We start from the raw sequence: 24,508 nt of genomic DNA on the forward strand, positions 1-24,508 counted from the left end.
GCCTTAAAACACAGTCGTTTCGAACCAATCTGAAAGGGGTGGAAACATGAACAAAAATGAGCTCGTGTCTGCCGTTGCTGAGAAGGCCGGACTTTCCAAGACCGACGCATCTTCTGCAGTTGATGCAGTTTTCGAGACCATCCAGGCTGAGCTGAAGAACGGCGGCGACATTCGCCTGGTCGGCTTCGGCAACTTCTCGGTTTCGCGCCGCGAAGCCTCGAAGGGCCGTAACCCGTCCACGGGTGCGGAAGTTGACATCCCGGCACGCAACGTGCCGAAGTTCACGGCCGGCAAGGGCCTGAAGGATGCCGTCAACGGCTGATGAGATTTGCTTGGCGGCCGGACACGAGGCCGGCAGTCCAGGTATTCGAGGGTTCGGCGCAAGCCGGACCCTTTCGCATTTTGGGGGCAGCCCTTGCGGGTGTCCGTCATTTGCTCTAGGGCTTGCCCATTCTCAGGGCGGGGTGAAAGTCCCCACCGGCGGTAAGGGCATGACAGCGCGGCGTCTTGGAGACGCGCGAAGGTGGCCCAAGCCCGCGAGCGCCTTTCCTCGATTTTTGGGGAGAGGGTCAGCAGATCCGGTGCAACTCCGGAGCCGACGGTCATAGTCCGGATGAAAGAGAATGGTCGCTGGCACGAAGGGCAGGGATGCCCGGCGTCGTGCCGTGCGCTCATGCGTCCTGATTTGTGTTTGGTCCGCTTTCAGGGTGCATGACATGAATCAGACTTCCCTCGGCTTTTCCTCCTCGCGCGCCATGGCCGGAGCCGGCTTCATGGTGTTGGCCGGGATCGCTTTCGCCGGCCTCAATGTCGTCACCCAATGGCTGACGATGAAGCTCGGTTTTCCAGCCACCGCCATGGCGTTCTGGCAATATGCCTTCGCCTTCCTCTTCTCACTGCCGTTTCTGCGACGCGTCGGGCTGTCGGCCATGCGCACCGACTATCCCTGGCGTCACGTCGCGCGCGTGGTGTTGGCCGCCTTCGGTGTGGGGGCCTGGGTCTCCGGTCTGGCGCACGTGCCGATCTGGCAGGCGATCGCGCTGGTCATGACCTCGCCGTTCTTCATCATCCTCGGCGCCCGCCTGTTTCTCGGCGAACGCGTCGGCGCGGCGCGTTGGGCCGCGACCGCGGTCGGTTTCGCCGGGGCGATGATCATTCTCGAACCGTGGTCGGACAGCTTCAGCTGGGCCGCCCTTTTGCCGATCCTATCGGCGCTGTTGTGGGGCGCTTCGTCGCTCATCACCAAGAGCCTCACAAGTATCGAGCGCCCCGAAACGATCACCGTATGGCTGCTTGTGCTTCTGACGCCGATCAACGGCGCCATCGCGCTTTCGGCCGGCTTCACCATGCCGGATGGGACAGCACTCGGCTTCCTGCTTCTCGCCGGGATACTGACCGTAGTCGCACAATATCTGCTGACGCTCGCCTATACTGTTGCCGACGCTGCCTACGTGCAGCCCTTCGACGATCTGAAGCTGCCGCTTAACGTCTTTGCGGGCTGGCTGGTCTTCGGTTACGCGCCGACAGGATATCTTTGGGTCGGCGCAGTGCTGATCCTTGGCGCCTCGCTGTTCATCATGCGCAACGAGATGCGGCGCGAGCGCGCCGCGCCTGCAACCGGAACGGTGTAAAACCCAAGCGTTGTCATTCGGCTGTCATCGGCATCGCGCAGAACCCCCATGTTTTCAGTGTTCGCACATGGGGGATTTCATGACCATCACTTCGCGCGTGACCGCGCTTGCGGCCGTTCTTCTTGCATCCGCAGCATTTCCTGCGGCGGCCGAGCCCGTCTTCAACCGCATTGCATCCTTTGCTGTTGCCGATAACCTGCCGGAAGGCGATGCGCGCAAGGCGCCGACATCTGCCGAAATCATCACGGCCAGCGAAGACGGCAACACGCTTGTCTATTCCGACAGCCCCGGCAAGCGCGTCGGCCTGATCGACATCACCGATGCCAAGGCGCCGAAGGCAGCCGGCACGGTCTCTTTTGACGGCGAGCCGACCTCGGTCACCATCGCCGGTGCAAAGGCACTCGTCGCGGTCAACACGCGCGAAAGCTACGTCAAGCCTTCGGGGCTTCTTGCGATCGTCGATCTGGCCTCGAAGAAAGTCGATGCGACCTGCGATCTCGGCGGCCAGCCGGATTCGATCGCCGTCAACAAGGACCGCACGCTGGCGGCCATCGCCATCGAGAACGAGCGCGATGAAGAGCTGAACGACGGCAAGATCCCGCAGATGCCGGCCGGCGACCTCGTCATCTTGTCTTTGAAGGATGGTGTTGCCGATTGCGGTTCGCTGAAGCGCGTGACGCTGACCGGTCTTGCCGAAATCGCCGGTGAAGACCCGGAGCCGGAATTCGTTTCCTTCAACGGCAAGGACGAGATCGCGCTGACGCTGCAGGAGAACAACCACATCGTCATCATCGACGGCAAGACAGGAACGGTGAAGACGCATTTCTCTGCCGGCACGGTCGACCTCAAGAACATCGACACCAAGCGCAACGGCGCGATTGCCTTCAAGGACGAGCAGCCGGGCCGCAAGCGCGAGCCCGACGCGGTGAAGTGGCTCGACGACAACCGCATCGTTGTTGCCAACGAAGGCGACTATGAAGGCGGTTCGCGCGGTTTCACGATCTTCGACACCACCGGCAAGGTGCTCTTCGAATCGGGCGCGAGCTTGGAGCATGCGATTGCCGCCATCGGCCACTATCCGGAGAAGCGCTCTTCGGCCAAGGGCGTTGAGCCCGAGGGCCTGGAAGCGGCGAAGTTCGGTGACGACAACCTGTTCTTCGTTCTGTCCGAGCGTGCCTCGATCGTCGGCGTCTACAAGGATACGGGCGCCGAGCCTGAGCTGCTGCAGCTCCTGCCGTCGGGCATCTCGCCGGAAGGCGCCGTCGCGATCCCCGCGCGCAATCTCTTTGCGACCGCAAACGAAGTCGATCTCGTCGAGGACGGCGGCGCGCGCTCGCACGTGATGATCTATGAGCGTGCCGAGGGCGAAGCGGTCTATCCGCAGATCCGCTCCGCCGAGAAGGATGGCCTGCCGATCGGCTTCGGCGCACTCTCCGGTCTCGCTGCCGTCGCCGACAAGCCCGGCTTCCTGCGCGCCGTCAACGATTCGGTCTACTCGTCGCAGCCCACGATCTTCACCATCGACGCCACCCAGAAGCCGGCGCTGATCACCGAAGCGCTCGCCATCACCCGCGATGGCGCACCGGCGCAGAAGCTCGACATCGAAGGCATCGCCAATGACGGGGAAGGGGGCTTCTGGCTTGCGTCGGAAGGCAACTCCGACAAGCTCTACAGCCACGCGATCTTCCACGTGAACAAGAAGGGCGAGATCAAGAAGGAAATCGCCCTGCCGGAAGCGCTGCGTGCCGGCGAAACCCGCTTTGGCTTCGAAGGCATCACCGTTGTAGGCGAAGGCGACGAGCAGACGCTGTGGATGGCGGTTCAGCGCGAATGGAAGGATGACGAGAAGGGCTTCGTCAAGCTCGTCTCCTACAACCTGAAGAGCGAAGAATGGGGCGCCGTGCGCTACCCACTCGAAAAGGCCGGTGACGGCTGGGTTGGTCTGTCGGAAATTTCCGTCCACGGCGACTATGCCTATGTCATCGAGCGCGACAACCTGATCGGTCAGGCTGCCAAGCTGAAGACGATCTATCGCGTTGCGCTCTCGGAACTGAAGCCAGCTGCCCTTGGCGGTGAACTGCCCGTCGTCAAGAAGGAAGAGGTTCGTGACCTCATTCCGGAACTGAAGGCGCTGAATGGCTACGTCGTCGACAAGGTCGAAGGCTTCACCGTCGATGCCGCCGGCAACGGCTATGTCGTCACCGACAATGACGGCGTCGACGACTCCTCTGGCGAAACCCTGTTCTTCTCCATTGGCGCCATCAACGCGATGTAAGCGTTACCGCCCGGAGAAAACGGGAGAGGCCGGGACATGACGTCCCGGCCTCTTTCTGTTTCGGCACTTGTGATTTGCGACGAGCGAGAACGCTCCTAGCGGGCGATCGCGATCTGCGCTGCCTCTTCGGCCTCATCCTTGCGCTTACGGATCTCGTCCGTCCGGTCGACCAGCTTGCCGACGATATCAAAGAGCGCGTCGAGTTCTTCGTCGTCGAGGGCCGAGAAGATCTCCTCGAGCAGCTGCTTGCGCGGATGCTCTGCGGCTTCCAGTACGACGCGGCCCGTTTCGGTGATCGAGACGATCTTGGCGCGCCGGTCTTCAGGATCGGGCTTGCGCATGACCAGGCGGTCACGCTCCAGGCCGTCGATCGCTTCGGTGACGGTGCGCGGCGCGAAGTTCAGCGCACAGGCGATGTCGGTCGAACGACAGGGGCCGAGCTTGCTGAGGAAGAAGAGGAACTTGCTGCGCGCCAGCGACACGCCTTCCTCGGTCATCGATTCGTTCACCAGCCGGTGAACCCGGTGGTAAAGCTCGAACAGTCTATCGGAAACTTCAAATGTCTTCTTCATGATCGTCGCTGGAATTTCATGAGGTGCCATGTGAAATGGCAGTAACATTAGTGATAGTTATAATTGCCGCATTTGTCGACACAAACCTCCGGCGTTTCACGGTAACTCCATCGCCGACAAAGAAACGGCCGCCATTTCTGGCGGCCGTTTCACTTGATGCGGCAAGAAATTCTCGCGACAGGCGACCGTTTGCGCGTCACACGACTTGCGCGTCGCCTCCGATCGCGATCAGGCGGCCCAGCGCGCGCCGTTGGTCGACTGGGCGTAGCCGTGACCGCCAGCCTCGGCGAGCGTGAAGCGCGCGATCAGTTCGCGCAGACGGCCGGCTTCCTGGGCAAGCGTCGCGCTTGCCGCATTGGCTTCCTCGACCATCGCCGCGTTCTGCTGGGTGACCTGGTCCATCTGGTTGACTGCCGTATTGACCTCGGAGAGCCCGGCGGACTGTTCCTGTGCCGAGACGGCGATCGCGTCCATATGCTGGTTGATCGTGACGATGAAGCCTTCGATCGTGCGCAGAGCCTCGCCGGTTTCGCGCACGAGACGGACGCCGCTTTCGACTTCAACGGCGGAGTTGCGGATCAGATCCTTGATCTCCTTGGCCGCGTTGGCCGAGCGCTGGGCAAGCTCGCGCACTTCCTGGGCGACGACGGCGAAACCCTTACCGGCATCACCGGCACGCGCTGCTTCGACGCCGGCGTTGAGCGCCAGCAGGTTGGTCTGGAAAGCGATCTCGTCGATGACGCCGATGATGTTGGAGATCTGGCTCGACGAATGCTCGATGCGGCCCATCGCATCGACTGCGCCCGACACGATCGCGCCAGACTTGCGGGCACTTTCGTTGGCCTGGCCGGCAACGCTGCGGGCCTCGTGGGTGCGCTTTGACGAATTGCCGACATTGACGGTGATCTGGTCGAGTGCTGCCGCCGTTTCTTCCAGCGACGCTGCCTGCTGCTCGGTCCGGCGCGACAGGTCGTCGGCGCTCTGGCTGACTTCACGGGCACCGCTGTCGATGTTGCCCGATGCTGACGAGACGGCGGCAAGCGTGTCGGCGAGCTGGGCGACAGCCTGGTTCAGGTCGTGACGCAGTTGCTCGAAATCGGGCGAGAAGGGTTCGTTGAGCTGGAAGGCGAGATCGCCCGAAGCAAGGCGGCGCAGGCCGCTCGCAAGACCGGCGGTGGCTTCCTGAAGGCGGCGCTGGGCTGCTGCTTCCGCTTCTTCCGTCACGCGCAGACGCTCGGCTTCCGCCTTGGCGCGCTGTGTCTGGGCGTCGGCTTCGAGATGCTGATTGGCGATCGCCGCCTGGCGGAAGACCTCGACTGCACGGGCCATCTCGCCGATTTCGTCCTTGCGGGCGCCATAGGGGATGCTGCTGTCGGTGTCACCTTCGGCAAGGCGTGCCATCGAGCGGGTGATGATCTGGATCGGGCGAGCGATGCCGCGCACGGCATAGAGGATGGCGCCGAGCACGATGACGGCGGCAAGGGCGATGACGCCGATCTCGATCATGCGGATCTGGTCATGCGTGGCCGAGCTTGCGGCAACGGCGGCATCCGCGCCGGCGAGGTTCAGCGCCCGCATTTCCTTGATCGCCTCGTCGACCTTGCCTTCGGTCTCGCGCATCTCGACCTTGAAGACGCTCTGCGCCTTCATGTTCTCGAGGTTGTTGGAGAGCTTGACCATGCCTTCGGCGACGGAGAGATAGGCCTGATAGGCAGTCCGGACATTGTCGAGCGCCGCCTTGTCGGCATCGGTGACCATCAGGCTCGAATATTCGTCGGCGAGCTTGTTGAAGCCTGCGACGGTCTCACCGATGACCTTTTCCGCTGCCTTCTTTTCAAACGGCGTCAGGGAAATCAGATGGCGGGCAAACGCCATGCGGGTATCGGAAAGCTGCGTTTCGAGCGCGCGTGAAAGCGAGACGCGCGGTAGCCAGGTGGTGGCGATCTCGTTGTTGCGCTCGTTCATCATCTTGATGCCGCCGAGAGATGAAACGGCAAGCGCCGAGACGATAACGGCGACCACGAGGAAAAGGGCAATAAGCGTGTGGGAAATCTTGAGCCGTGACATGGTACCCCCGGAAGGACGGCCGTCCGTAAAACTGTACTTGAATTAAGTCATTCCGGCTCTTGATCGTCATGACGGAGCGGATAGCCGAAGCAGGAATCATTCCGGTGCCTGGACGCGCTTGAAACGCAGCCGGGGCAAACCTATCGAACAAGATGTTACAAAAGCCCTAATCGATTAAAGTGAGTATAATCTGATATTTGCAGGTAGCGCCGCGATGTCTTGAACAGACGATGTTAACAAGCGCCGCCAACCGCATTTGTATTAGCGCCGCCTTTACTTCAGCAGGCTGAAATATGCTTGCCGGTAGCCTGCGCATTTCGCAAGTGGATGACGTGTGACGGCTGATTGACGGGCGGTGGCGGGACGGCCATGGTCGGCCATGCCCTTCCGTTTCGTCCATACCGCAGACCTGCATCTCGATTCGCCTCTCCGCAGCCTCGCCCTTAGAAATGCCGACCTCGCAGAGATCGTGCGCGGGGCGTCGCGGCAGGCTATGGTCAAGATCGTCGATCTCTGCATCGCCGAAGAGGCCGATGCCCTGCTGATTGCCGGCGATCTATATGACGGCAGCCAGACGTCGATGAACACGGCCCTGTTTCTCGGGCGGGAACTGCGCCGGCTGGATGAACACGGCATCCGCGTCTTCATCATCCGCGGCAACCACGACGCCCAGTCGCAGGTCACCAATGAACTGACCCTGCCGCCATCCGCCCACGTCTTCAAGGGCAGGGCAAAGGCGGTGGTCGCCAAGACGCTGGCAAGCGGTCGCGACGTCTATGTGCACGGCGTAAGCTTCGCCAGCCCGCATGCGCCCGAAAGCCTGCTTCCGGCCTTCCAGCCGCCGGTGCCCGGCGCGGTGAACATCGGCATGCTGCACACGAGCCTCGCAGGTGCCGCGGGTCACGATCTCTATGCCCCCTGCAGCGTCGCCGATCTCGTTGCCCATGGCTTCGATTACTGGGCACTCGGCCACATCCACCAGCGGCAGGTCCACGCGGCGGAGCCCTTCATCGTCATGCCGGGTATGCCGCAGGGTCGCGACATCAATGAAGTCGGCGTGAAGAGCGTGTCGTTCGTCACGGTCGACGACGACGGCCATGTCAGTCTTGCCGAGCGGGCGATCGGCATCGCCAGCTTCGAACGCCTTCGTGTCGATCTGACGGGCATCACGGAATGGCGCGACATGCTCGATGCCGTCAGGCAGGCGCTTTCGCGCACCTGTGGTGAAGCGGCGGCAGAGAACGTCATCCTGCGTCTGACGCTCGCCGGCGCGACGCCCTTGGCCTGGCGCCTTCGCCGTGACGCGGACCTGTTGCGGGCGGAGATCGACAACATTGCCGCCGGCATCGCCGGCTGCTGGATCGAGAAGGTCGAACTCACCTGCGGCAACGCCCGGACCGAAAAACCGGGCGCCATGCTCGATCCCGTCGAAGAGCTGGCGGCGCTCGTCGAAGCGGACGTCTTGCCGGCGCACGGGTTTCGCCAGGACGTGCTGGCGGCCGTGGAAGACGTCCTGCAACAGCTTCCGCCCGAGCTTCGCCAATCGCTGGCGCCGGACGAAGAGGCGGTCGCGCGGCTGGCGTTTGAAGCCGGTGTGTCGGGAACCGCCGAGGTGCTCGCCCATCTTCATGGCGGTGGCGCCGGCGAGGGTGGCCACTGATGCGGATCAGCGCGCTCGATCTCGTCCGCTACGGCAAGTTTACCGATCGTCGCCTTGACTTCGGCGATGGCGTGCCCGGCACTCCCGACCTCCACATCGTCTACGGCCCGAACGAGGCTGGAAAATCGACTCTGTTTTCCGGTTTTCTCGACCTACTCTTCGGCATCGAGCATTCGAGCCCCTACGGCTTCCTGCACCCTTACCAGACGATGCGCGTGGGCGGCACGATCGAAGCGGCCGGCCGCAGCGATCGGGTCTTCCGCATCAAGAGAAAGACGAATTCACTGGTCGGCCTCGACGACCAGCCCTTGCCCGACAACACGTTTTCCGGAGCGCTCGGCGCGATCGATCGCGACACCTACCAGATGATGTTCTCGCTGGACGACGAGAGCATCGAGAAGGGCGGCGAGGCGATCCTGAAAAGCGAGGGCGAACTCGGGTCACTGCTGTTTTCGGCGAGCTCGGGCCTGCCGGACAGCACGGCGATCCTTGCGGCCCTGCGCGGGCAGGCCGACGGCTTCTACCGGCCACAGGCGCGCAAGCATCAGCTTGCGGAACTGAAAGGCGAGCTTGAGGCCCTGAGGGTCGAACGCAATGCGCTCGATATCAATGCACGCGAATATGCGGCGCTGCGCAAGACGCTGACGCAGGCGCGTGAACGCCACGACGAAGCGATCACGCGTCGAGCCGAGTTGCGGCTGGCGCGGGCCCGCCTGAAAGCCGAGGTCGAAGCGTTGCCCCATTTCGGCAGGCTTCGCGCCCTCCGTGCGGAACTGGCGGGCGCTCCGCCGCTGCCGGTACCGCCAGCGGAGTGGGCGAGTGAACTGCCGGCGCTTCGGCGCCAGGAGGCGGAGACCGAGATCAGGCTACGACAGATCGACAGCGAGATGCAGCATCGCCGCGATGCGCTCGAGGAAATGCCGCTCGACAAGGAAGGCCTCTGCCTGATCGAGCGCCTGACCGCGCTTCAGGAAACCGCGCTTGATGCGCGTTATGTCACCGCGGCGCGCGACATGCCGTCTCGATTGGAGGATCTGGCGCGGACCGGGGCAGAAATTCTTGGCTGCCTGTTGCGGCTCGGCGAACCGGCCGACCGCGATCCCGCGTCGCTTTTACTTGCGGCCGGGACCGGCGCGCAGCTTCAGGATTTGGCGCGCCGGCACTCGGCCCTCGTCGAGCGTGTCGCTTCGGCGCGCCTGGAGCTGCAGAGCGCCGTCGAAGCGGATCGGGACGCTGAAGGCGATTTGCTGCGGCTCGAAGAGCAGGGGGCAGCGGACGTCTCCGGGCTTGCCGAAAAGCTGTCGCTGTTGCGGCGCAGTGACTTCGTCCTGCGCAAGCAGGCGGCGCAACAGGCCATCGACCGGCTGGATGCGGAACTCGCCGACAAGCTCGTGCTGCTGAGGCCCTTTGCCGGAACAGCCGATGATCTTCTCGCGCTCGACGTTCCGTCGCCGGCAACGCTGGAGACCTGGCACAGGGCGGCTGCCAGCCAGGAGGAGCGGCATTTGCGAGTCGTCGACCGCATCGCTGCCGAGCAGGAGTTGCTGGCGGGGGACGAGGCGCGGCTGGCCGGGCTGTCCGCCGTTGGCGGCACGATGGACGATTTCTCGGCCTCAGCACTGCGTCAGCGCCGCAATGAAGCGTGGCGCCAGCACAAGGCGGAGCTTGCTCTGGAAACGGCCACTGCCTTCGAGCAGGTGATGAGCGAAGACGACGAGGTTTCCGCGCGACGCCTTGCGGACACGGCGCAGCTTGCCGACATGCGCGGCTTGTCGCTGTCGATCGCCGAGCGGCGTGCCCGCATCGCGACGCTGCGTCGGCAGGAGGAGCAATTTCTGGCCGACGCGACGACGCAAGCGCAGGTGTTGGCAACAGCCGTCTTGGCCTGCGGCTTACCTAGCGTGATGCGTCTGACGCAACTGGAGCCTTGGCTGACCACACGGCTTGCGGCGCTGGACCTGCGCGCGCATTTGCGCGCGGCGCGCCAGGATTTCGATCGCGCCCATTCCGAGGAGGCCGAAGCGATTGCCAGCTTGCGCGAGGAGCTTGCGGCTATAGATATCGGCGGACGCCTGCCGGAGCGGCTCGACAACCTTCTCCTTGCCGCCGAGCAGGCGGTGTCGCAGGCGCGTGCGCTGGAGGGCGCCCGCAACGCAGCCCGTGAGGCGGCAAAGCGGGCGCGAACGCTTCTGGAAAGCCGGCAGTCGGCGCTCGATCTGGCTGAAGACGCGATGGACGCGTGGCAAGAACAATGGTCGGAACTTCTTGCCAAAAGCTGGCTGGCCGCGCGGAGCGAACCGCTGACGCCAGAGCAGACCGGTCCGATGCTGGCGATCCTGCAGGAGCTCGATAAGCTGACGCAGCGCAAGGCCGACCTCGAATATCGCATCGCCGGCATGCGCAAGGACCAGGTTGAATTCGACCGCGCCATTGCCGAGCTTGCCTGCGGGACGGCCGCTGATGACACACTGACGACCTACATGACGTTGAAGACGCGCGCCGCCGAGGCGCAGCGGCTTTCGGATCGCCGCGCAACCTTCCTCGCCGAAATCGCCCGCCTGGAGGAAGAGCGGCGTGTCGCCTGTGCGAAGCGGGAGCTCCATGTGGCGCGCAGGCGGCAGGTGCTTGAATTCTTCGACTGCGAAACGCTCGATGAGGCCGCGCAGCTATTCGAGGCCGGCCGGGAACAGCAGCGCCTGCGTGAACGCATCGCCGAATCGGAGGCGGATCTTGCCTCCCGCCTTGATGTCGCCGAGAGCACGCAGGCGGAGGCTTTGCTCGCGGAACTCGATGACACGGCGGTGCGGCTGGAGCTGGCACGGCTGGATGCCGCACTCGAACAAAGCGACCGCGACGTCAGTGAACTGCATACGGAGATGCGGGAAAGAGAAAAGGCGCTCGCGGCTGTCGAAGGCGGCGACACGGTCGCAGAACTCGAACAGAAGCGGCGGACGTTGCTGCTCGACATCGAAAACAAGGCGCTTGCCTATCTGCGGCTTCGCGCCGGCGTCATCGCCGCCGAGACCGCGCTCCGGCTTTTCCGCGAGCGGCATCGCAGCGCAATGATGCGGCGCGCGTCGGAGACCTTCAGCCGGATCAGCGGCGGAGAATATTCCGGCCTGTCGGCGCAGTCCGACCGGGGACAGGAGTTCCTGATCGCCAATGCGTCGGCCGGCGGGTCGAAGCTTGCCAAGGATCTCTCCAAGGGCACGCGCTTTCAGCTCTATCTGGCGCTCAGAATCGCCGGCTATCACGAAATCGCAGCCGCGCGCGAATCGCTGCCCTTCATCGCCGACGACATCATGGAGACCTTCGACGACGGCCGCGCCGGCCGCGCCTTCGAGCAGATGGCAGAAATGGCCCGCGTCGGCCAGGTGATCTATCTGACGCACCACGAGCATCTTTGCGAGATCGCCCGTGAGGCCTGTCCGACTGTGACAATCCACAGGTTATGATAGGCTCGCGGGCGAGGTTGGGCCTGTCCGCCGTAGCGCACTTTCGCTGACGACGAGCGCCACACACGAAAATCGGAGGAACGAGATATGGACATCATACCCGGTGGATCGAGACCTTCGATGCGCGCCCCGGCGGAATACTTCACTGGCACGGTACGCCAGGACCCGGTGATCGAGGCCGCAGACCCGGCGCGCGTCCGCGCTGTCAGCGTCACCTTCGAACCCGGCGCTCGGACGGCCTGGCATACGCACCCGCTCGGCCAGACCCTGGTTGTCACCGCCGGCCGTGGTCTCGTGCAAAGCTGGGGTGGCCCTGTGCAAGAGATTCGTATGGGCGATGTCGTCTGGTTCCCGCCGGGCGAAAAGCACTGGCACGGTGCAGCACCCGATACGGCCATGGTGCATCTTGCGATTCAGGAAGCGCTCGACGGCAAGGCTGTGGATTGGCTGGAGCATGTCAGCGACGAGCAGTATCGCGGCGGGTAGCGCCGGTGGGCCTATCGATACGTTGGGATTTGGCGGGTTTGCTGCTCCGGCGAGGCTGACGGTGCGGGTATCGCGATCGAGGCCGTCGAATCCCTGATTCCCGACTGTTGACGGCTGAGCTCTAAAGCCAAAGCAATTCGAAGCGGCAGGCCTATCGCAAACGCGAACAGCAATTTGAGCAGATTTGGTGATTATTTTCTGTGGGAGAAAATGGTGGGCGATGAGAGACTCGAACTCCCGACATCCTCGGTGTAAACGAGGCGCTCTACCAACTGAGCTAATCGCCCTTCCGCGTTTGGACCGGATCAGTCCGCCGCGTCGGTGGCCGTGATCTAGGCGTAACCGAAAAAAACCGCAAGAGCATTTGTATCGTTTTTATGATTTTTTTTGTTGGCGCTTGCGCGACACCCTGAAACTGCGGGCTTCGTGCTTGTGGACAAAATGCGCGGACGGCGCCTCGGTAACGGCGAACGGGGGAGGGAGGGGAGGCAATCCGGAATCAGCCTCCGTGTACGCGCATCGACGAGTGCGTGTTGGGATAGGTGACGGCGGGCCGGTGGCGGCAGGCGCTATTGGTCCATTCCGATTTCGATCCTTTTATCGCCCTGTGGATCAATTTTCACTCCGTCACGGATTTGTCTTCAAACACGCTTGACACCCCAATCCGAACCGCTTAGTTAGCCGCTCATCGAACGGCGCTGCTGCTCGATGCGGGGCGGAAACGCCTCAACCAAGTCAAGATGATGCGGGTGTAGCTCAGTCGGTTAGAGTGCCGGCCTGTCACGCCGGAGGTCGCGGGTTCGAGCCCCGTCACTCGCGCCACTCTTGATCTGGATTTGCCTAGGCGTTCTCAACGAGGGCCGATGGTGATACTAATGATCGTTCGCGGTCATCATGCGCGGGTGTAGCTCAGTCGGTTAGAGTGCCGGCCTGTCACGCCGGAGGTCGCGGGTTCGAGCCCCGTCACTCGCGCCATTTCTTCTCTCCGTCCTTCCTGTGAATTGCGCCGGCCCTAGGGCCGGATTGTGCGCTGCGGCAATCTGTCTCGTCTCGCTTTGTTTTACCGTAAAGTTCGCGTCGGCCTGCGAATCCGCGCTTTGTCGGTATCACCCGTCCGATCCTGTGTTGCGAAGCGGTTTAAATGGCCCCTCAAGGCTTGCGCGACGGCGCGGGCTGCGCTAACCACTCCGGCGTTGCAACATATTTTTCGGCCTGCGAGATTTGTTGTTCTGGCGCTCTCCCATGCGCCCTCCCGCAGGCAGGGACGGATAACAATGACTGAACTTCTCGGTTCCTACGTTCCGATCGCGATTTTCATTGGAATCGCATTGGTGATCGGTGTGGCGCTTCTGATTGCTCCCTTCGCCGTCGCCTTCAAGGCTCCTGATTCGGAAAAGCTGTCGGCCTACGAGTGCGGCTTCAATGCGTTCGATGACGCCCGCATGAAGTTCGACATCCGCTTCTATCTCGTGTCGATCCTCTTCATCATCTTCGACCTCGAAGTTGCCTTCCTCTTTCCTTGGGCGGTTTCGTTCCATGAATTGGGCTGGTTCGGCTTCTGGTCAATGATGGTCTTCCTCGGAGTGCTGACGATCGGCTTTATCTATGAATGGAAGAAGGGAGCGCTGGAATGGAACTGACCTCCGGCACCACGCTCGTTGCGCCCAAGCCGAAAGGGATCATCGATCCCTCCACCGGCAAGCCGATTGGCAGCAATGATGCATTCTTCGGCGAGATCAACAATGAGCTCGCCGACAAGGGTTTTCTGGTCACCTCGACCGACGAGCTCATCAATTGGGCCCGTACCGGTTCGCTGATGTGGATGACCTTCGGTCTCGCCTGCTGCGCGGTCGAAATGATGCAGATGTCCATGCCGCGCTACGACGCCGAACGCTTCGGTTTTGCGCCGCGCGCCTCGCCGCGCCAGTCCGACGTCATGATCGTCGCTGGCACGCTGACCAACAAGATGGCGCCTGCGCTCCGCAAGGTCTATGACCAGATGCCGGAGCCGCGTTACGTCATCTCGATGGGTTCGTGCGCCAATGGCGGCGGCTACTACCACTATTCCTATTCGGTTGTTCGCGGTTGCGACCGCGTCGTTCCCGTCGACATCTACGTGCCAGGCTGTCCTCCCACGGCAGAAGCGCTGCTTTATGGCGTGCTCCTGCTGCAGAAGAAGATCCGCCGGACCGGCACGATCGAGCGCTAAGGGCAGGGGGTCTTTGATATGAGTGAAGCCCTGAATGAGCTTGCGTCCTACCTGCGCGAAACGCGCGGTGCGCTGATCTCCGACGCATCGCTGGCCTATGGCGAGCTGACGCTGACGACGACGTCGGCGAACCTGATCGCGCTGCTTACGTTCCTTCGTGACGATGTGCAGTGCGCCTTCGTCAATTTCGTCGATGTCTGCGGCGTCGACTGGCCGCAGCGGCCGGACCGTTTCGACGTTGTCTATCATCTCTTGTCGCCGCGCCAGAACCTGCGCGTGCGCGTCAAGGTCGCAACCGGCGAGAACGAGCCGGTTCCGTCGGCAACGCCGGTCTATCCCGGTGCCGACTGGTTCGAGCGCGAAGCCTACGATATGTACGGCATCCTGTTTACCGGCCATCCTGACCTGCGTCGCATCCTGACGGACTACGGTTTCGAAGGACATCCGCTGCGCAAGGACTTCCCGGTCACCGGTTTTGTCGAGGTGCGTTACGATGACGAAGCAAAGCGCGTCGTCTACGAACCCGTCGAACTGAAGCAGGAATTCCGCAACTTCGACTTCCTCTCTCCCTGGGAAGGCACGGACTACGTGCTGCCCGGCGACGAGAAGGCGAAAGCACGGTGAGACTAAGTGGTCCGCGGTAGCCGGTGAACGGCTGCCGTCCGACCTGGAGCAATCGGTATGACCGAACATAACGTCCGCAACTTCAACATCAACTTTGGTCCGCAGCATCCGGCGGCGCACGGCGTTCTTCGTCTGGTGCTCGAGCTTGATGGCGAAATCGTCGAGCGCGTCGATCCGCATATCGGCCTGCTGCATCGCGGTACCGAAAAGCTGATCGAGACCAAGACCTACCTGCAGGCCGTGCCCTATTTCGACCGCCTCGACTATGTGGCGCCGATGAACCAGGAGCATGCCTACGCGCTGGCGATCGAGAAGCTGACGGCGACCGAAGTTCCGATCCGCGGCCAGCTCATCCGCGTCCTCTATTCGGAAATCGGCCGCATCCTCTCGCATCTTCTGAACGTCACGACGCAGGCCATGGACGTCGGCGCGCTGACGCCGCCGCTCTGGGGCTTTGAAGAGCGCGAAAAGCTGATGGTGTTCTACGAGCGTGCCTGCGGCGCGCGCATGCACTCGGCCTACTTCCGTCCGGGCGGCGTCCACCAGGACCTCCCGCACGAACTCGTCGAAGACATCGGCAAGTGGATCGATCCGTTCCTGAAGACCGTCGACGACATCGACGAACTCTTGACCGGCAACCGCATCTTCAAGCAGCGCAACGTCGACATCGGCGTCGTCAAGCTCGACGATGCCTGGGCCTGGGGCTTCTCGGGCGTGATGGTGCGTGGCTCGGGCGCTGCCTGGGACCTGCGTCGTTCGCAGCCCTATGAGTGCTATTCGGATCTCGAGTTCGATATCCCGATCGGCAAGAACGGCGACTGCTTCGACCGTTATCTGATCCGTATGATCGAAATGCGCCAGTCGGCCCGCATCATGCGCCAGTGCGTCGATCGCCTGCTCGGCGATGCCAAGGTCGGCCCGGTTTCGTCGCTCGACGGCAAGATCGTTCCGCCGAAGCGCGGCGAGATGAAGCGTTCGATGGAAGCGCTCATCCACCACTTCAAGCTCTATACCGAAGGCTACCACGTGCCGGCCGGCGAAGTTTACGCCGCCGTCGAAGCGCCGAAGGGCGAATTCGGCGTCTATCTCGTCTCCGACGGCACCAACAAGCCCTATCGCTGCAAGATCCGTGCCCCAGGTTATGCGCATCTGCAGGCGATGGATTTCCTCTGTCGGGGACACCAGCTTGCCGACGTTTCGGCCGTGCTGGGCTCCCTCGATATCGTGTTCGGTGAGGTGGACCGCTGATGCGTCTCGCGCCCCTGGCCACGCTCGCTCTTCTCGCGCTTGCATCGACCGTTTCTGCACAGGAGCAGGTCGAAAGCGGCGCGACGTCGGGCGGCATGCGCGGGGGCTCGATGGCCGATCTCGTTGCCAAGGGCTACGAGATCAAGGCCGCGGTCGCCAATGGCACGCGCTACATCGTATTTTTGCAGAAAGACCAGTCAGCCTATGCCTGTGAGTTCGTCTCGGTGACGAAATCGCGGTGCGGTTCGATTAACTGATAAGGTGTCCACTAGAATGTCCGTTCGTCGACTAGCCGAAGACACCGTCCAGCCAGCGAGCTTTGCCTTCAGCAAGGAGAACGCCGCCTGGGCGAAGGAAACGATCAATAAGTACCCCAAGGGTCGTGAGCAGTCTGCCGTCATCCCGTTGTTGATGCGCGCTCAGGACCAGGACGGCTGGGTCACGAAGGCCGCCATCGAGTCGATCGCGGACATGCTCGGCATGCCGTACATCCGCGCGCTCGAAGTTGCGACCTTCTACACCCAGTTCCAGTTGAAGCCGGTCGGCACGCGCGCCCACATTCAGGTTTGCGGTACGACGCCCTGCATGCTGCGTGGCGCCGAAGACCTGATCAAGGTTTGCAAGAGCAAGATTGCCCATGATCCCTTCACCCTGAACGAGAGTGGCACGCTTTCCTGGGAAGAAGTCGAATGTCAGGGCGCCTGCGTCAACGCGCCGATGGTCATGATCTTCAAGGACACCTTCGAAGACCTGACGCCCGAGCAGCTCGAGCAGATCATCGACCGTTTCGAAGCAGGCAAGGGTGCTGAAGTCACCCCCGGTCCGCAGATCGATCGCATCTATTCGGCTCCGGAAGGCGGCCCGACGACCCTCATGCTTGGGGATGCTGCTCCGGCCAAGGCTGCGGCCAGCGCCGCCAAGAAGGTGAGCGATGCTCCGGCCGTCTCCGTGCCGCCGTCGAATGCCGGCCGCGCCAAGACCGCGTCGGCCGTGACCGACGCATCGCTGAAGACCCCGGCGACGGCAAAGGCGGAAGCCGCTGCCAACGCCAAGGTCGAAGGCGACACTGTCGACAAGTCGAAGCCGGCCAAGGCTGCTGCCGTTTCCGTCAAGCCGTCGCTGGAGGACAAGAACCGTCCGGCCGGCATCGAGAAGCCGGCAGCGACCGACGACCTCAAGCTGATCTCGGGCGTCGGTCCGAAGATCGAGGGTACGCTCAACGAACTGGGCATCTACACCTACGCGCAAGTTGCTTCGTGGAAGAAGGCGGAGCGCGAGTGGGTCGACGGATACCTGAATTTCAAGGGCCGCATCGAACGCGACGACTGGGTCAAGCAGGCCAAGGCGCTCGCCAAGGGCGGCGAAGCCGAATACATCAAGGTCTTCGGCAAGAAGCCGCGGTAAAGAGGTGAATTATGCTCAGAGATGAAGACCGCATCTTTACCAATATCTACGGCCTCAAGGACAAGTCCCTGAAGGGCGCCATGGCGCGCGGCCACTGGGACGGCACCAAGCAGCTGCTCGAAAAGGGCCGTGACTGGATCGTCAACGAAGTGAAGGCTTCCGGCCTTCGCGGTCGTGGCGGCGCCGGCTTCCCGACGGGCCTCAAGTGGTCCTTCATGCCGAAGGAAAGCGACGGCCGTCCGCATTACCTCGTCGTCAATGCCGACGAGTCCGAGCCCGGCACCTGCAAGGACCGTGACATCATGCGTCACGATCCGCATACGCTGATCGAAGGCTGCGTCATCGCCAGCTTCGCCATGGGTGCCCATGTCGCCTACATCTACGTCCGCGGCGAATTCGTCCGCGAGCGCGAGGCGCTGCAGGCGGCGATCGACGAGTGCTACGCCTATGGCCTGCTCGGCAAGAACAACAAGCTCGGCTACGACATCGACATCTACGTGCACCATGGTGCCGGCGCCTACATCTGTGGCGAAGAGACGGCGCTGCTCGAAAGCCTTGAAGGCAAGAAGGGCCAGCCGCGCCTGAAGCCACCGTTCCCGGCCAACATGGGCCTCTACGGCTGCCCGACGACCGTCAACAACGTCGAGTCGATCGCGGTAACCCCGACGATCCTGCGCCGCGGCGCCGGCTGGTACACGAGTTTCGGTCGCCCGAACAACCACGGCACCAAGCTCTATTCGGTATCCGGTCACGTCAACCGCCCGTGCACGGTCGAAGACGCGATGTCGATCCCGTTCCATGAGCTGATCGAAAAGCACTGTGGCGGCATTCGCGGCGGCTGGGACAACCTGCTCGCCGTCATTCCCGGCGGTTCGTCCGTTCCTTGCGTGCCCGGCGCGCAGATGAAGGACGCGATCATGGATTTCGACGGTCTGCGCGAGGTCGGTTCCAGTCTTGGAACCGCCGCCGTCATCGTGATGGACAGGTCGACCGACATCATCAAGGCGATCTGGCGTCTCTCGGCCTTCTACAAGCACGAGAGCTGCGGTCAGTGCACGCCGTGCCGCGAAGGCACCGGCTGGATGATGCGCGTCATGGAACGCATGGTTCAGGGCCGCGCCCAGAAGCGCGAAATCGACATGCTGTTCGACGTCACCAAGCAGGTGGAAGGCCACACGATCTGCGCGCTCGGCGACGCAGCTGCCTGGCCGATCCAGGGTCTGATCAAGCATTTCCGTCCGGAAATGGAAAAGCGCATCGACGAATATACGCGCAATGCGTCGTCGCATGGCGCGGTTCTGGAAGCGGCGGAGTAACCCGACGATGGCCGGCGCACGCGAAGAGGGACAGATGAAGGGACAGGCCGAAGCAGCCATTCCGTTCGCACGTCCGCTTGGCGGCGATCCGGCCGACCCGTTCGGCATGGGCGAATGGATGAAGGGCCTTTCACAGGTGCCGCTGCATCCGCTGATGGTTCACCCGGCAGCCGCAGTTGCAGCAGCGACCGCGATCGGCTTCGGTCTCACGACCCAGATTGCAGGCGCCATGATCGGCGCGATGCAAGGGGCCGTCGAGGCGGCGCAGAAGCGGGCAGAGCCCGCATCGTCTGACACGACGACTGCCGTTGTCGCAAAGACGGTGCAGGCCGACGCAAAGCCGGAACCGGTCGCCAAGCCGTCCGCACCTGCCAAGCGCGCAGCCGCAAAGCCGGTGGTCGAGAAGGTTGCCGCTCAAAAGGTGGTCAAGGTTCGCGCGACGCGCGCCAAGGCGAAAGCCACCGACGACCTCAAGCGGATCTCCGGCATCGGCCCGAAGCTCGAGCAGGTGCTGAACGCGAAGGGCATCAGCGGCTTTGCCGACATCGCCGGTTGGAGCGAGGCGGATGTCGCCCGCTTCGACGACGAACTCGGTTTCGGCGGGCGGATCAAGCGGGACGATTGGGTTGGACAGGCCAAGGCGCTGAAAGGCGCTTGAGACAACAGGGCGGGGACCGGGGACGGCCATCGCCCGCAAGCAGCAAGGCTGTGTTGGAATTGTGCGTCGCCGATGGGCCGACGGACGGAAGACAGGATTGAGTACGAAGATGGCAAAGCTGAAAGTCGACGGAAAAGAGATCGAGGTACCGGATCATTTCACGCTGCTTCAGGCGTGCGAAGAGGCCGGGGCTGAAGTTCCGCGCTTCTGTTTCCACGAGCGGCTTTCGGTCGCCGGCAACTGCCGCATGTGTCTGATCGAGGTGAAGGGAGGGCCGCCCAAGCCCGCCGCTTCCTGCGCCATGGGCGTGCGCGACCTCCGTCCGGGCCCGAACGGCGAAGCGCCGGAAGTCTTCACGACCACGCCGATGGTCAAGAAGGCGCGCGAAGGCGTGATGGAATTCCTGCTGATCAACCATCCGCTCGACTGCCCGATCTGTGACCAGGGCGGCGAATGCGACCTGCAGGACCAGGCCATGGCCTTCGGTATCGACAGCTCGCGCTACCAGGAAAACAAGCGCGCCGTCGAAGACAAGTATATCGGCCCGCTCGTCAAGACCGTGATGAACCGCTGCATTCACTGCACGCGCTGCGTTCGCTTCACGACCGAAGTTGCCGGCATTGCCGAACTTGGCCTGATCGGCCGCGGCGAAGACGCCGAGATCACCACCTATCTCGAGCAGGCGATGACCTCCGAGCTGCAGGGCAACGTTGTTGACCTCTGCCCGGTCGGTGCGCTGACCTCGAAGCCGTTTGCCTTCACCGCCCGTCCGTGGGAGCTGAACAAGACCGAATCCATCGACGTGATGGACGCGCTCGGTTCGGCGATCCGCGTCGATACCCGTGGCCGCGAAGTCATGCGCATCATGCCGCGCGTCAACGAGGACATCAACGAAGAGTGGATCTCCGACAAGAGCCGCTTCATCTGGGACGGCCTGAAGACGCAGCGCCTCGATCGTCCATACGTCAAGAAGGACGGCCGTCTGCAGCCGGCAACGTGGGGCGAAGCATTCCAGGCGGTCAAGGCTGCCGTCGCCCAGACTTCCGGCGACAAGATCGGCGGCATTGCCGGCGACCTCGCTTCGGTCGAAGAAATGTACGCGCTGAAGCAGCTGATCGCAGCGCTCGGCTCCGAGAGTGTCGACTGCCGCCAGGATGGCGCCGCACTCGACCCGTCGCTCGGTCGCGCCAGCTACCTCTTCAACCCCACGATCGCTGGCATCGAAAGCGCTGACGCGCTGCTGATCATCGGCTCCAATCCGCGCTTTGAGGCTTCGGTTCTCAACGCTCGCATCCGCAAGCGCTACCGCATGGGCAACTTCCCGATCGCCGTGATCGGCGAGCCGGGCGAACTGCGTTACGAATACGAGTATCTCGGCGCCGGCACCGAAACGCTCGCCGAGCTCGTCTCGGGCAAGGGCAAGTTTGCAGCGACCTTGAAGAAGGCGCAGCGCCCGATGATCCTCATCGGCCAGGGTGCTGTTGCAGGGGAGGGCGGCGCTGCCGTTCTTTCTGCCGCCGCCAAGCTCGCAGGCGCCGTCGGTGCGGTTACCGCCGAGTGGAACGGTTTTGCCGTTCTTCACACGGCCGCTTCCCGCGTCGGTGGTCTCGACCTCGGCTTCGTTCCGGGCGCGAACGGCAAGACGGCGGCCGATATGGTCACCGCCTCCGACGTTCTCTTCCTGCTCGGCGCTGACGAGATCGACCTTGCGGAACGCAAGTCCGGCTTCACGGTTTATATCGGCTCGCACGGCGACAACGGCGCACATGCCGCCGACGTCATCCTGCCGGGCGCGACCTACACCGAAAAGTCCGGCACCTGGGTCAACACCGAAGGCCGCGTTCAGGTCGGCAACCGCGCCGGCTTCGCACCGGGCGACGCACGCGAGGACTGGGCGATCATCCGCGCGCTCTCCGACGTGCTCGGCAAGAAGCTGCCCTTTGATTCGCTTGGCGAATTGCGCTCGAAGCTCTATGCGGCCCACCCGCATTTCGCCGATATCGACGCGATCGCGAACGGCAACGGCGACGAAATTGCCGCACTTGGTCAAAAAGCCGGTGAGATGGGCAAATCCGTGTTTGCGTCTCCGGTCAAAGACTTCTATTTGACGAACCCGATAGCGCGCGCATCCGCCGTCATGGCCGAATGCTCGGCTTTGGCACGCAACAATTTCAAAGCTGCGGCGGAATGAGCGCGAGGGAATAGAGTATCATGGACGCTTTCGTTTCGACCTATGTCTGGCCCGCGATCATCATGGTCGCCCAGTCGCTGCTGCTCCTGGTCGCGCTGCTGCTTTTCATCGCCTACATCCTGCTCGCAGACCGTAAGATCTGGGCTGCAGTTCAGCTCCGCCGTGGTCCGAATGTGGTGGGCCCCTGGGGACTTTTCCAGTCCTTCGCCGACCTTTTGAAGTTCGTCTTCAAGGAGCCGGTTATCCCGGCCGGCGCCAACAAGGCGATCTTTCTGCTAGCCCCGCTCGTCTCCGTGACGCTGGCGCTCGCCGCTTGGGCCGTGATCCCGCTCAACGCCGGCTGGGTGATCGCGAACATCAACGTCGGCATCCTCTTCGTGTTCGCCATATCTTCTCTCGAAGTTTATGGCATCATCATGGGCGGCTGGGCGTCGAACTCCAAATATCCCTTCCTCGGCGCGCTTCGCTCCGCAGCTCAGATGGTCTCCTACGAAGTCTCGATCGGCTTCGTTATCGTCACCGTCCTGCTCTGCGTCGGCTCGCTGAACCTGACGGACATCGTCAACGCGCAGTCGAGCGGCATCGGCACCAACCTCGGCCTGCCGGCGTCGTTCCTCGACTGGCATTGGCTGGCGCTGTTCCCGATGTTCATCGTGTTCTTCATTTCGGCGCTGGCCGAAACGAACCGCCCGCCTTTCGACCTTCCCGAAGCGGAATCCGAACTCGTCGCCGGCTTCATGGTCGAGTACGGCTCCACGCCTTACATGATGTTCATGCTCGGCGAATATGCCGCCATCTGCCTGATGTGCGCGCTGACGACGATCCTGTTCCTCGGTGGCTGGCTGCCTCCGGTGGACGTCTGGTTCCTCAACTGGGTACCCGGCATCATCTGGTTCGTGCTGAAGGCATCCTTCGTGTTCTTCATGTTCGCGATGGTGAAGGCCTTCGTGCCGCGTTACCGCTACGACCAGCTGATGCGTCTTGGCTGGAAGGTTTTCCTGCCGATCTCTCTCGCAATGGTCGTGATCACTGCGTTCGTTCTCAAGCTGACGGGAGCCGCATGACGATGGCTCACGTTTGGCAGCATACCGCCGGTCGCTCCCAGGCCGGCAACTCTGGAGGTAAATGATGGCCGGTCTTTCGCAAGCCGTCAGCTCGCTGTTCCTGAAGGAATTCGTCGGCGCGTTCTTTCTGTCGATGCGCTATTTCTTCAAGCCGAAGGCGACGTTGAACTACCCCTTCGAAAAGGGACCGGTCAGCCCGCGCTTCCGCGGCGAGCATGCGCTGCGCCGTTATCCGAACGGTGAAGAGCGTTGCATCGCCTGCAAGCTGTGCGAGGCGATCTGTCCTGCACAGGCCATCACCATCGAAGCCGGCCCGCGCCGCAACGACGGCACACGCCGTACGGTTCGCTACGACATAGACATGGTGAAGTGCATCTATTGCGGTTTCTGCCAGGAAGCCTGTCCGGTCGATGCCATCGTCGAGGGCCCGAACTTCGAGTTCGCCACCGAGACGCGCGAAGAGCTTTACTACGACAAGGACAAGCTCCTCGCCAACGGCGACCGTTGGGAACGGGAAATCGCACGCAACATCGCAATGGACTCGCCCTATCGCTGAGGCCAGAGCGTAGCGCCGCCCCGGGGAGGGCGGTGCATGTGACATAGGTTTGGGCAACGGCCGGACGCGTGTCCGGCTTTGCCTGTGGAGTGGGGCCAGAAGCGCCTCACGCCGTGCAAGACGAAGAAGGCACCGATCATGGGTCTGCAGGTTCTTTTTTTCTATCTCTTTGCCTTCATCGCGGTGGCGTCGGCATTCATGGTCATTGCGGCCAGGAACCCGGTTTATTCGGTTCTGTTCCTGATCCTGACCTTTTTTAACGCGGCAGGTCTGTTCCTGCTGACTGGCGCCGAATTCCTCGCGATGATCCTGCTGGTCGTTTATGTCGGCGCGGTCGCGGTGCTGTTCCTGTTCGTGGTCATGATGCTCGACATCGACTTCGCGGAACTGCGGGCCGGCGTGCTTGAATATGCGCCGGTGGGCGCGCTGATCGGTCTGATCCTTGCAGCCGAGCTCATCATCGTGGTTGGCGGTGCGACGTTCTCGCCTGAGATCGCCAAGTCGATTTCGATGCCGATCCCGGCGGTCGCCGACCGCACGAACACGGCAGCGCTCGGCGACGTGCTCTACACGCACTACGTCTACTTCTTCCAGATCGCCGGCCTGGTCCTGCTCGTCGCCATGATCGGCGCGATCGTGCTGACCCTGCGCCACCGCGAAAACATCAAGCGCCAGAACATCCCGCAGCAGGTTGCCCGCACGCCCGAGACCGCCGTCGAAGTGGTCACGGTCAAGCCCGGCCAGGGCATTTAAGTCGGACGCGAGATCGAGGAACAAAAAAATGGAAATCGGAATTTCCCACTATCTCACCGTCAGCGCCATCCTGTTCACGCTGGGCGTCTTCGGCATCTTCCTGAACCGGAAGAACGTCATCGTCATCCTGATGTCGGTCGAACTCATTCTTCTTGCGGTCAATATCAACATGGTCGCCTTCTCGGCGTTCCTGAATGACATCACTGGCCAGGTCTTTGCCCTGTTCATCCTGACCGTCGCGGCTGCGGAAGCGGCCATCGGACTTGCAATTCTCGTCGTCTTCTACCGCAACCGCGGCTCGATCGCTGTTGAAGACGTCAACATGATGAAGGGCTGATT

The 24,508-nt window shown here is 62.6% G+C and carries 21 protein-coding genes, 3 tRNA genes and 1 riboswitch; of the genes, 21 read left to right on the forward strand and 3 right to left on the reverse strand.

Annotation, left to right across the window (positions count from 1 at the left end; translation table 11 throughout):
- Positions 1–46: 46 nt before the first annotated feature.
- The 3 genes from hupB (at position 47) to IB277_RS04345 (ending at position 3,906) form a co-directional block, all read left to right on the forward strand.
- Positions 47–322 (forward strand): DNA-binding protein HupB, encoded by a 276-nt coding sequence (gene hupB, locus IB277_RS04335; protein WP_034803616.1) that lies wholly within the window; start codon positions 47–49, stop codon positions 320–322.
- A gap of 124 nt (positions 323–446) precedes the next feature.
- Positions 447–629: riboswitch (FMN riboswitch) on the forward strand.
- An 87-nt stretch (positions 630–716) separates the two neighbouring features.
- Positions 717–1,631, forward strand: coding sequence for a DMT family transporter (locus tag IB277_RS04340; protein ID WP_060606660.1), 915 nt, complete (start codon positions 717–719; stop codon positions 1,629–1,631).
- Between the two features lie 67 nt (positions 1,632–1,698).
- Positions 1,699–3,906 (forward strand): esterase-like activity of phytase family protein, encoded by a 2,208-nt coding sequence (locus tag IB277_RS04345; protein WP_176960268.1) that lies wholly within the window; start codon positions 1,699–1,701, stop codon positions 3,904–3,906.
- A gap of 95 nt (positions 3,907–4,001) precedes the next feature.
- On the opposite strand, the gene IB277_RS04350 is transcribed toward IB277_RS04345, so the two are convergent.
- Together IB277_RS04350 and IB277_RS04355 are read right to left on the reverse strand one after the other, a co-directional pair.
- On the reverse strand, positions 4,002–4,478 hold the full coding sequence (locus IB277_RS04350; RefSeq protein ID WP_034803611.1) for a MarR family winged helix-turn-helix transcriptional regulator: 477 nt from the start codon (positions 4,476–4,478) through the stop codon (positions 4,002–4,004).
- A gap of 228 nt (positions 4,479–4,706) precedes the next feature.
- Positions 4,707–6,545, reverse strand: coding sequence for a methyl-accepting chemotaxis protein (locus IB277_RS04355; protein WP_090294529.1), 1,839 nt, complete (start codon positions 6,543–6,545; stop codon positions 4,707–4,709).
- 379 nt (positions 6,546–6,924) lie between these two features.
- Between IB277_RS04355 and IB277_RS04360 the strand changes: the two genes are divergently transcribed.
- The 3 genes from IB277_RS04360 (at position 6,925) to IB277_RS04370 (ending at position 12,146) form a co-directional block, all read left to right on the forward strand.
- Positions 6,925–8,205 (forward strand): exonuclease SbcCD subunit D, encoded by a 1,281-nt coding sequence (locus IB277_RS04360; protein WP_090294527.1) that lies wholly within the window; start codon positions 6,925–6,927, stop codon positions 8,203–8,205.
- Positions 8,205–11,660: an AAA family ATPase gene (locus IB277_RS04365; protein WP_090294526.1), complete on the forward strand. Its 3,456-nt coding sequence runs from the start codon at positions 8,205–8,207 to the stop codon at positions 11,658–11,660. The genes IB277_RS04360 and IB277_RS04365 overlap by 1 nt, the downstream gene beginning before the upstream one ends.
- Positions 11,661–11,747: 87 nt before the next feature.
- Positions 11,748–12,146: a cupin domain-containing protein gene (locus tag IB277_RS04370; RefSeq protein WP_034803594.1), complete on the forward strand. Its 399-nt coding sequence runs from the start codon at positions 11,748–11,750 to the stop codon at positions 12,144–12,146.
- A 211-nt stretch (positions 12,147–12,357) separates the two neighbouring features.
- Here IB277_RS04370 and IB277_RS04375 read toward each other — a convergent pair.
- Positions 12,358–12,433: transfer RNA gene (locus IB277_RS04375), tRNA-Val, on the reverse strand.
- Between the two features lie 458 nt (positions 12,434–12,891).
- Here IB277_RS04375 and IB277_RS04380 point away from each other — a divergent pair.
- The 15 genes from IB277_RS04380 (at position 12,892) to nuoK (ending at position 24,506) form a co-directional block, all read left to right on the forward strand.
- A tRNA-Asp gene (locus tag IB277_RS04380) sits at positions 12,892–12,968 on the forward strand.
- 76 nt (positions 12,969–13,044) lie between these two features.
- Positions 13,045–13,121, forward strand: a tRNA-Asp gene (locus IB277_RS04385).
- A gap of 299 nt (positions 13,122–13,420) precedes the next feature.
- Positions 13,421–13,786 (forward strand): NADH-quinone oxidoreductase subunit A, encoded by a 366-nt coding sequence (locus IB277_RS04390; RefSeq protein ID WP_034803593.1) that lies wholly within the window; start codon positions 13,421–13,423, stop codon positions 13,784–13,786.
- Complete coding sequence (locus IB277_RS04395) at positions 13,777–14,355, forward strand: NADH-quinone oxidoreductase subunit B family protein (protein ID WP_034803591.1); 579 nt, start codon at positions 13,777–13,779, stop codon at positions 14,353–14,355. Before IB277_RS04390 ends, IB277_RS04395 begins: the two co-directional genes overlap by 10 nt.
- An 18-nt stretch (positions 14,356–14,373) precedes the next feature.
- A complete protein-coding gene (locus IB277_RS04400; protein WP_034803588.1) occupies positions 14,374–14,979 on the forward strand; it encodes an NADH-quinone oxidoreductase subunit C in 606 nt (201 codons plus the stop codon).
- A gap of 57 nt (positions 14,980–15,036) precedes the next feature.
- The gene (locus IB277_RS04405) at positions 15,037–16,227 is read left to right on the forward strand and encodes an NADH-quinone oxidoreductase subunit D (RefSeq protein ID WP_060522193.1); all 1,191 of its coding nucleotides are present in this window, start codon (positions 15,037–15,039) and stop codon (positions 16,225–16,227) included.
- Positions 16,227–16,484, forward strand: a complete 258-nt coding sequence (locus tag IB277_RS04410; protein ID WP_034803583.1) for a hypothetical protein — start codon at positions 16,227–16,229, stop codon at positions 16,482–16,484. Before IB277_RS04405 ends, IB277_RS04410 begins: the two co-directional genes overlap by 1 nt.
- Positions 16,485–16,500: 16 nt before the next feature.
- A complete protein-coding gene (locus IB277_RS04415; RefSeq protein ID WP_090294524.1) occupies positions 16,501–17,631 on the forward strand; it encodes an NADH-quinone oxidoreductase subunit E in 1,131 nt (376 codons plus the stop codon).
- A gap of 11 nt (positions 17,632–17,642) precedes the next feature.
- Positions 17,643–18,947: an NADH-quinone oxidoreductase subunit NuoF gene (nuoF, locus tag IB277_RS04420; protein WP_057252325.1), complete on the forward strand. Its 1,305-nt coding sequence runs from the start codon at positions 17,643–17,645 to the stop codon at positions 18,945–18,947.
- A 7-nt stretch (positions 18,948–18,954) separates the two neighbouring features.
- A complete protein-coding gene (locus tag IB277_RS04425) occupies positions 18,955–19,605 on the forward strand; it encodes an NADH:ubiquinone oxidoreductase (protein ID WP_110818450.1) in 651 nt (216 codons plus the stop codon).
- Between the two features lie 109 nt (positions 19,606–19,714).
- Positions 19,715–21,796, forward strand: coding sequence for an NADH-quinone oxidoreductase subunit NuoG (nuoG, locus tag IB277_RS04430; protein WP_192370785.1), 2,082 nt, complete (start codon positions 19,715–19,717; stop codon positions 21,794–21,796).
- 20 nt (positions 21,797–21,816) lie between these two features.
- Positions 21,817–22,860 carry an NADH-quinone oxidoreductase subunit NuoH gene (gene nuoH, locus IB277_RS04435; protein ID WP_034803570.1) on the forward strand — a complete coding sequence of 348 codons (1,044 nt, stop codon included), beginning with the start codon at positions 21,817–21,819 and terminating at the stop codon, positions 22,858–22,860.
- Positions 22,861–22,924: 64 nt separating this feature from the next.
- Entirely contained in the window at positions 22,925–23,416 is a 492-nt protein-coding gene (gene nuoI, locus IB277_RS04440; RefSeq protein WP_025426590.1) for an NADH-quinone oxidoreductase subunit NuoI, read from the forward strand.
- A 138-nt stretch (positions 23,417–23,554) separates the two neighbouring features.
- On the forward strand, positions 23,555–24,169 hold the full coding sequence (locus tag IB277_RS04445; RefSeq protein WP_034804235.1) for an NADH-quinone oxidoreductase subunit J: 615 nt from the start codon (positions 23,555–23,557) through the stop codon (positions 24,167–24,169).
- A 28-nt stretch (positions 24,170–24,197) separates the two neighbouring features.
- Positions 24,198–24,506, forward strand: a complete 309-nt coding sequence (gene nuoK / locus IB277_RS04450) for an NADH-quinone oxidoreductase subunit NuoK (RefSeq protein ID WP_034803568.1) — start codon at positions 24,198–24,200, stop codon at positions 24,504–24,506.
- Positions 24,507–24,508: the final 2 nt, after the last annotated feature.

The sequence above is a fragment of the Ensifer sp. ENS07 genome, from assembly GCF_014852185.1.
GTDB lineage: Bacteria > Pseudomonadota > Alphaproteobacteria > Rhizobiales > Rhizobiaceae > Ensifer > Ensifer adhaerens.

Excerpts from the sequence above, each read along its gene's own strand:
- IB277_RS04400 (WP_034803588.1), top strand. The coding sequence starts at position 14,374 with ATGAGTGAAGCCCTGAATGAGCTTGCGTCCTACCTGCGCGAAACGCGC.
- IB277_RS04365 (WP_090294526.1), top strand. The coding sequence starts at position 8,205 with ATGCGGATCAGCGCGCTCGATCTCGTCCGCTACGGCAAGTTTACCGAT.
- nuoG (WP_192370785.1), top strand. The coding sequence starts at position 19,715 with ATGGCAAAGCTGAAAGTCGACGGAAAAGAGATCGAGGTACCGGATCAT.
- IB277_RS04410 (WP_034803583.1), top strand. The coding sequence starts at position 16,227 with ATGCGTCTCGCGCCCCTGGCCACGCTCGCTCTTCTCGCGCTTGCATCG.
- IB277_RS04350 (WP_034803611.1), bottom strand. The coding sequence starts at position 4,478 with ATGAAGAAGACATTTGAAGTTTCCGATAGACTGTTCGAGCTTTACCAC.
- IB277_RS04390 (WP_034803593.1), top strand. The coding sequence starts at position 13,421 with ATGACTGAACTTCTCGGTTCCTACGTTCCGATCGCGATTTTCATTGGA.
- IB277_RS04355 (WP_090294529.1), bottom strand. The coding sequence starts at position 6,545 with ATGTCACGGCTCAAGATTTCCCACACGCTTATTGCCCTTTTCCTCGTG.
- nuoK (WP_034803568.1), top strand. The coding sequence starts at position 24,198 with ATGGAAATCGGAATTTCCCACTATCTCACCGTCAGCGCCATCCTGTTC.
- nuoI (WP_025426590.1), top strand. The coding sequence starts at position 22,925 with ATGGCCGGTCTTTCGCAAGCCGTCAGCTCGCTGTTCCTGAAGGAATTC.
- nuoF (WP_057252325.1), top strand. The coding sequence starts at position 17,643 with ATGCTCAGAGATGAAGACCGCATCTTTACCAATATCTACGGCCTCAAG.
- IB277_RS04340 (WP_060606660.1), top strand. The coding sequence starts at position 717 with ATGAATCAGACTTCCCTCGGCTTTTCCTCCTCGCGCGCCATGGCCGGA.
- IB277_RS04395 (WP_034803591.1), top strand. The coding sequence starts at position 13,777 with ATGGAACTGACCTCCGGCACCACGCTCGTTGCGCCCAAGCCGAAAGGG.
- IB277_RS04415 (WP_090294524.1), top strand. The coding sequence starts at position 16,501 with ATGTCCGTTCGTCGACTAGCCGAAGACACCGTCCAGCCAGCGAGCTTT.
- nuoH (WP_034803570.1), top strand. The coding sequence starts at position 21,817 with ATGGACGCTTTCGTTTCGACCTATGTCTGGCCCGCGATCATCATGGTC.
- hupB (WP_034803616.1), top strand. The coding sequence starts at position 47 with ATGAACAAAAATGAGCTCGTGTCTGCCGTTGCTGAGAAGGCCGGACTT.
- IB277_RS04445 (WP_034804235.1), top strand. The coding sequence starts at position 23,555 with ATGGGTCTGCAGGTTCTTTTTTTCTATCTCTTTGCCTTCATCGCGGTG.
- IB277_RS04345 (WP_176960268.1), top strand. The coding sequence starts at position 1,699 with ATGGGGGATTTCATGACCATCACTTCGCGCGTGACCGCGCTTGCGGCC.
- IB277_RS04360 (WP_090294527.1), top strand. The coding sequence starts at position 6,925 with ATGCCCTTCCGTTTCGTCCATACCGCAGACCTGCATCTCGATTCGCCT.
- IB277_RS04370 (WP_034803594.1), top strand. The coding sequence starts at position 11,748 with ATGGACATCATACCCGGTGGATCGAGACCTTCGATGCGCGCCCCGGCG.
- IB277_RS04425 (WP_110818450.1), top strand. The coding sequence starts at position 18,955 with ATGGCCGGCGCACGCGAAGAGGGACAGATGAAGGGACAGGCCGAAGCA.
- IB277_RS04405 (WP_060522193.1), top strand. The coding sequence starts at position 15,037 with ATGACCGAACATAACGTCCGCAACTTCAACATCAACTTTGGTCCGCAG.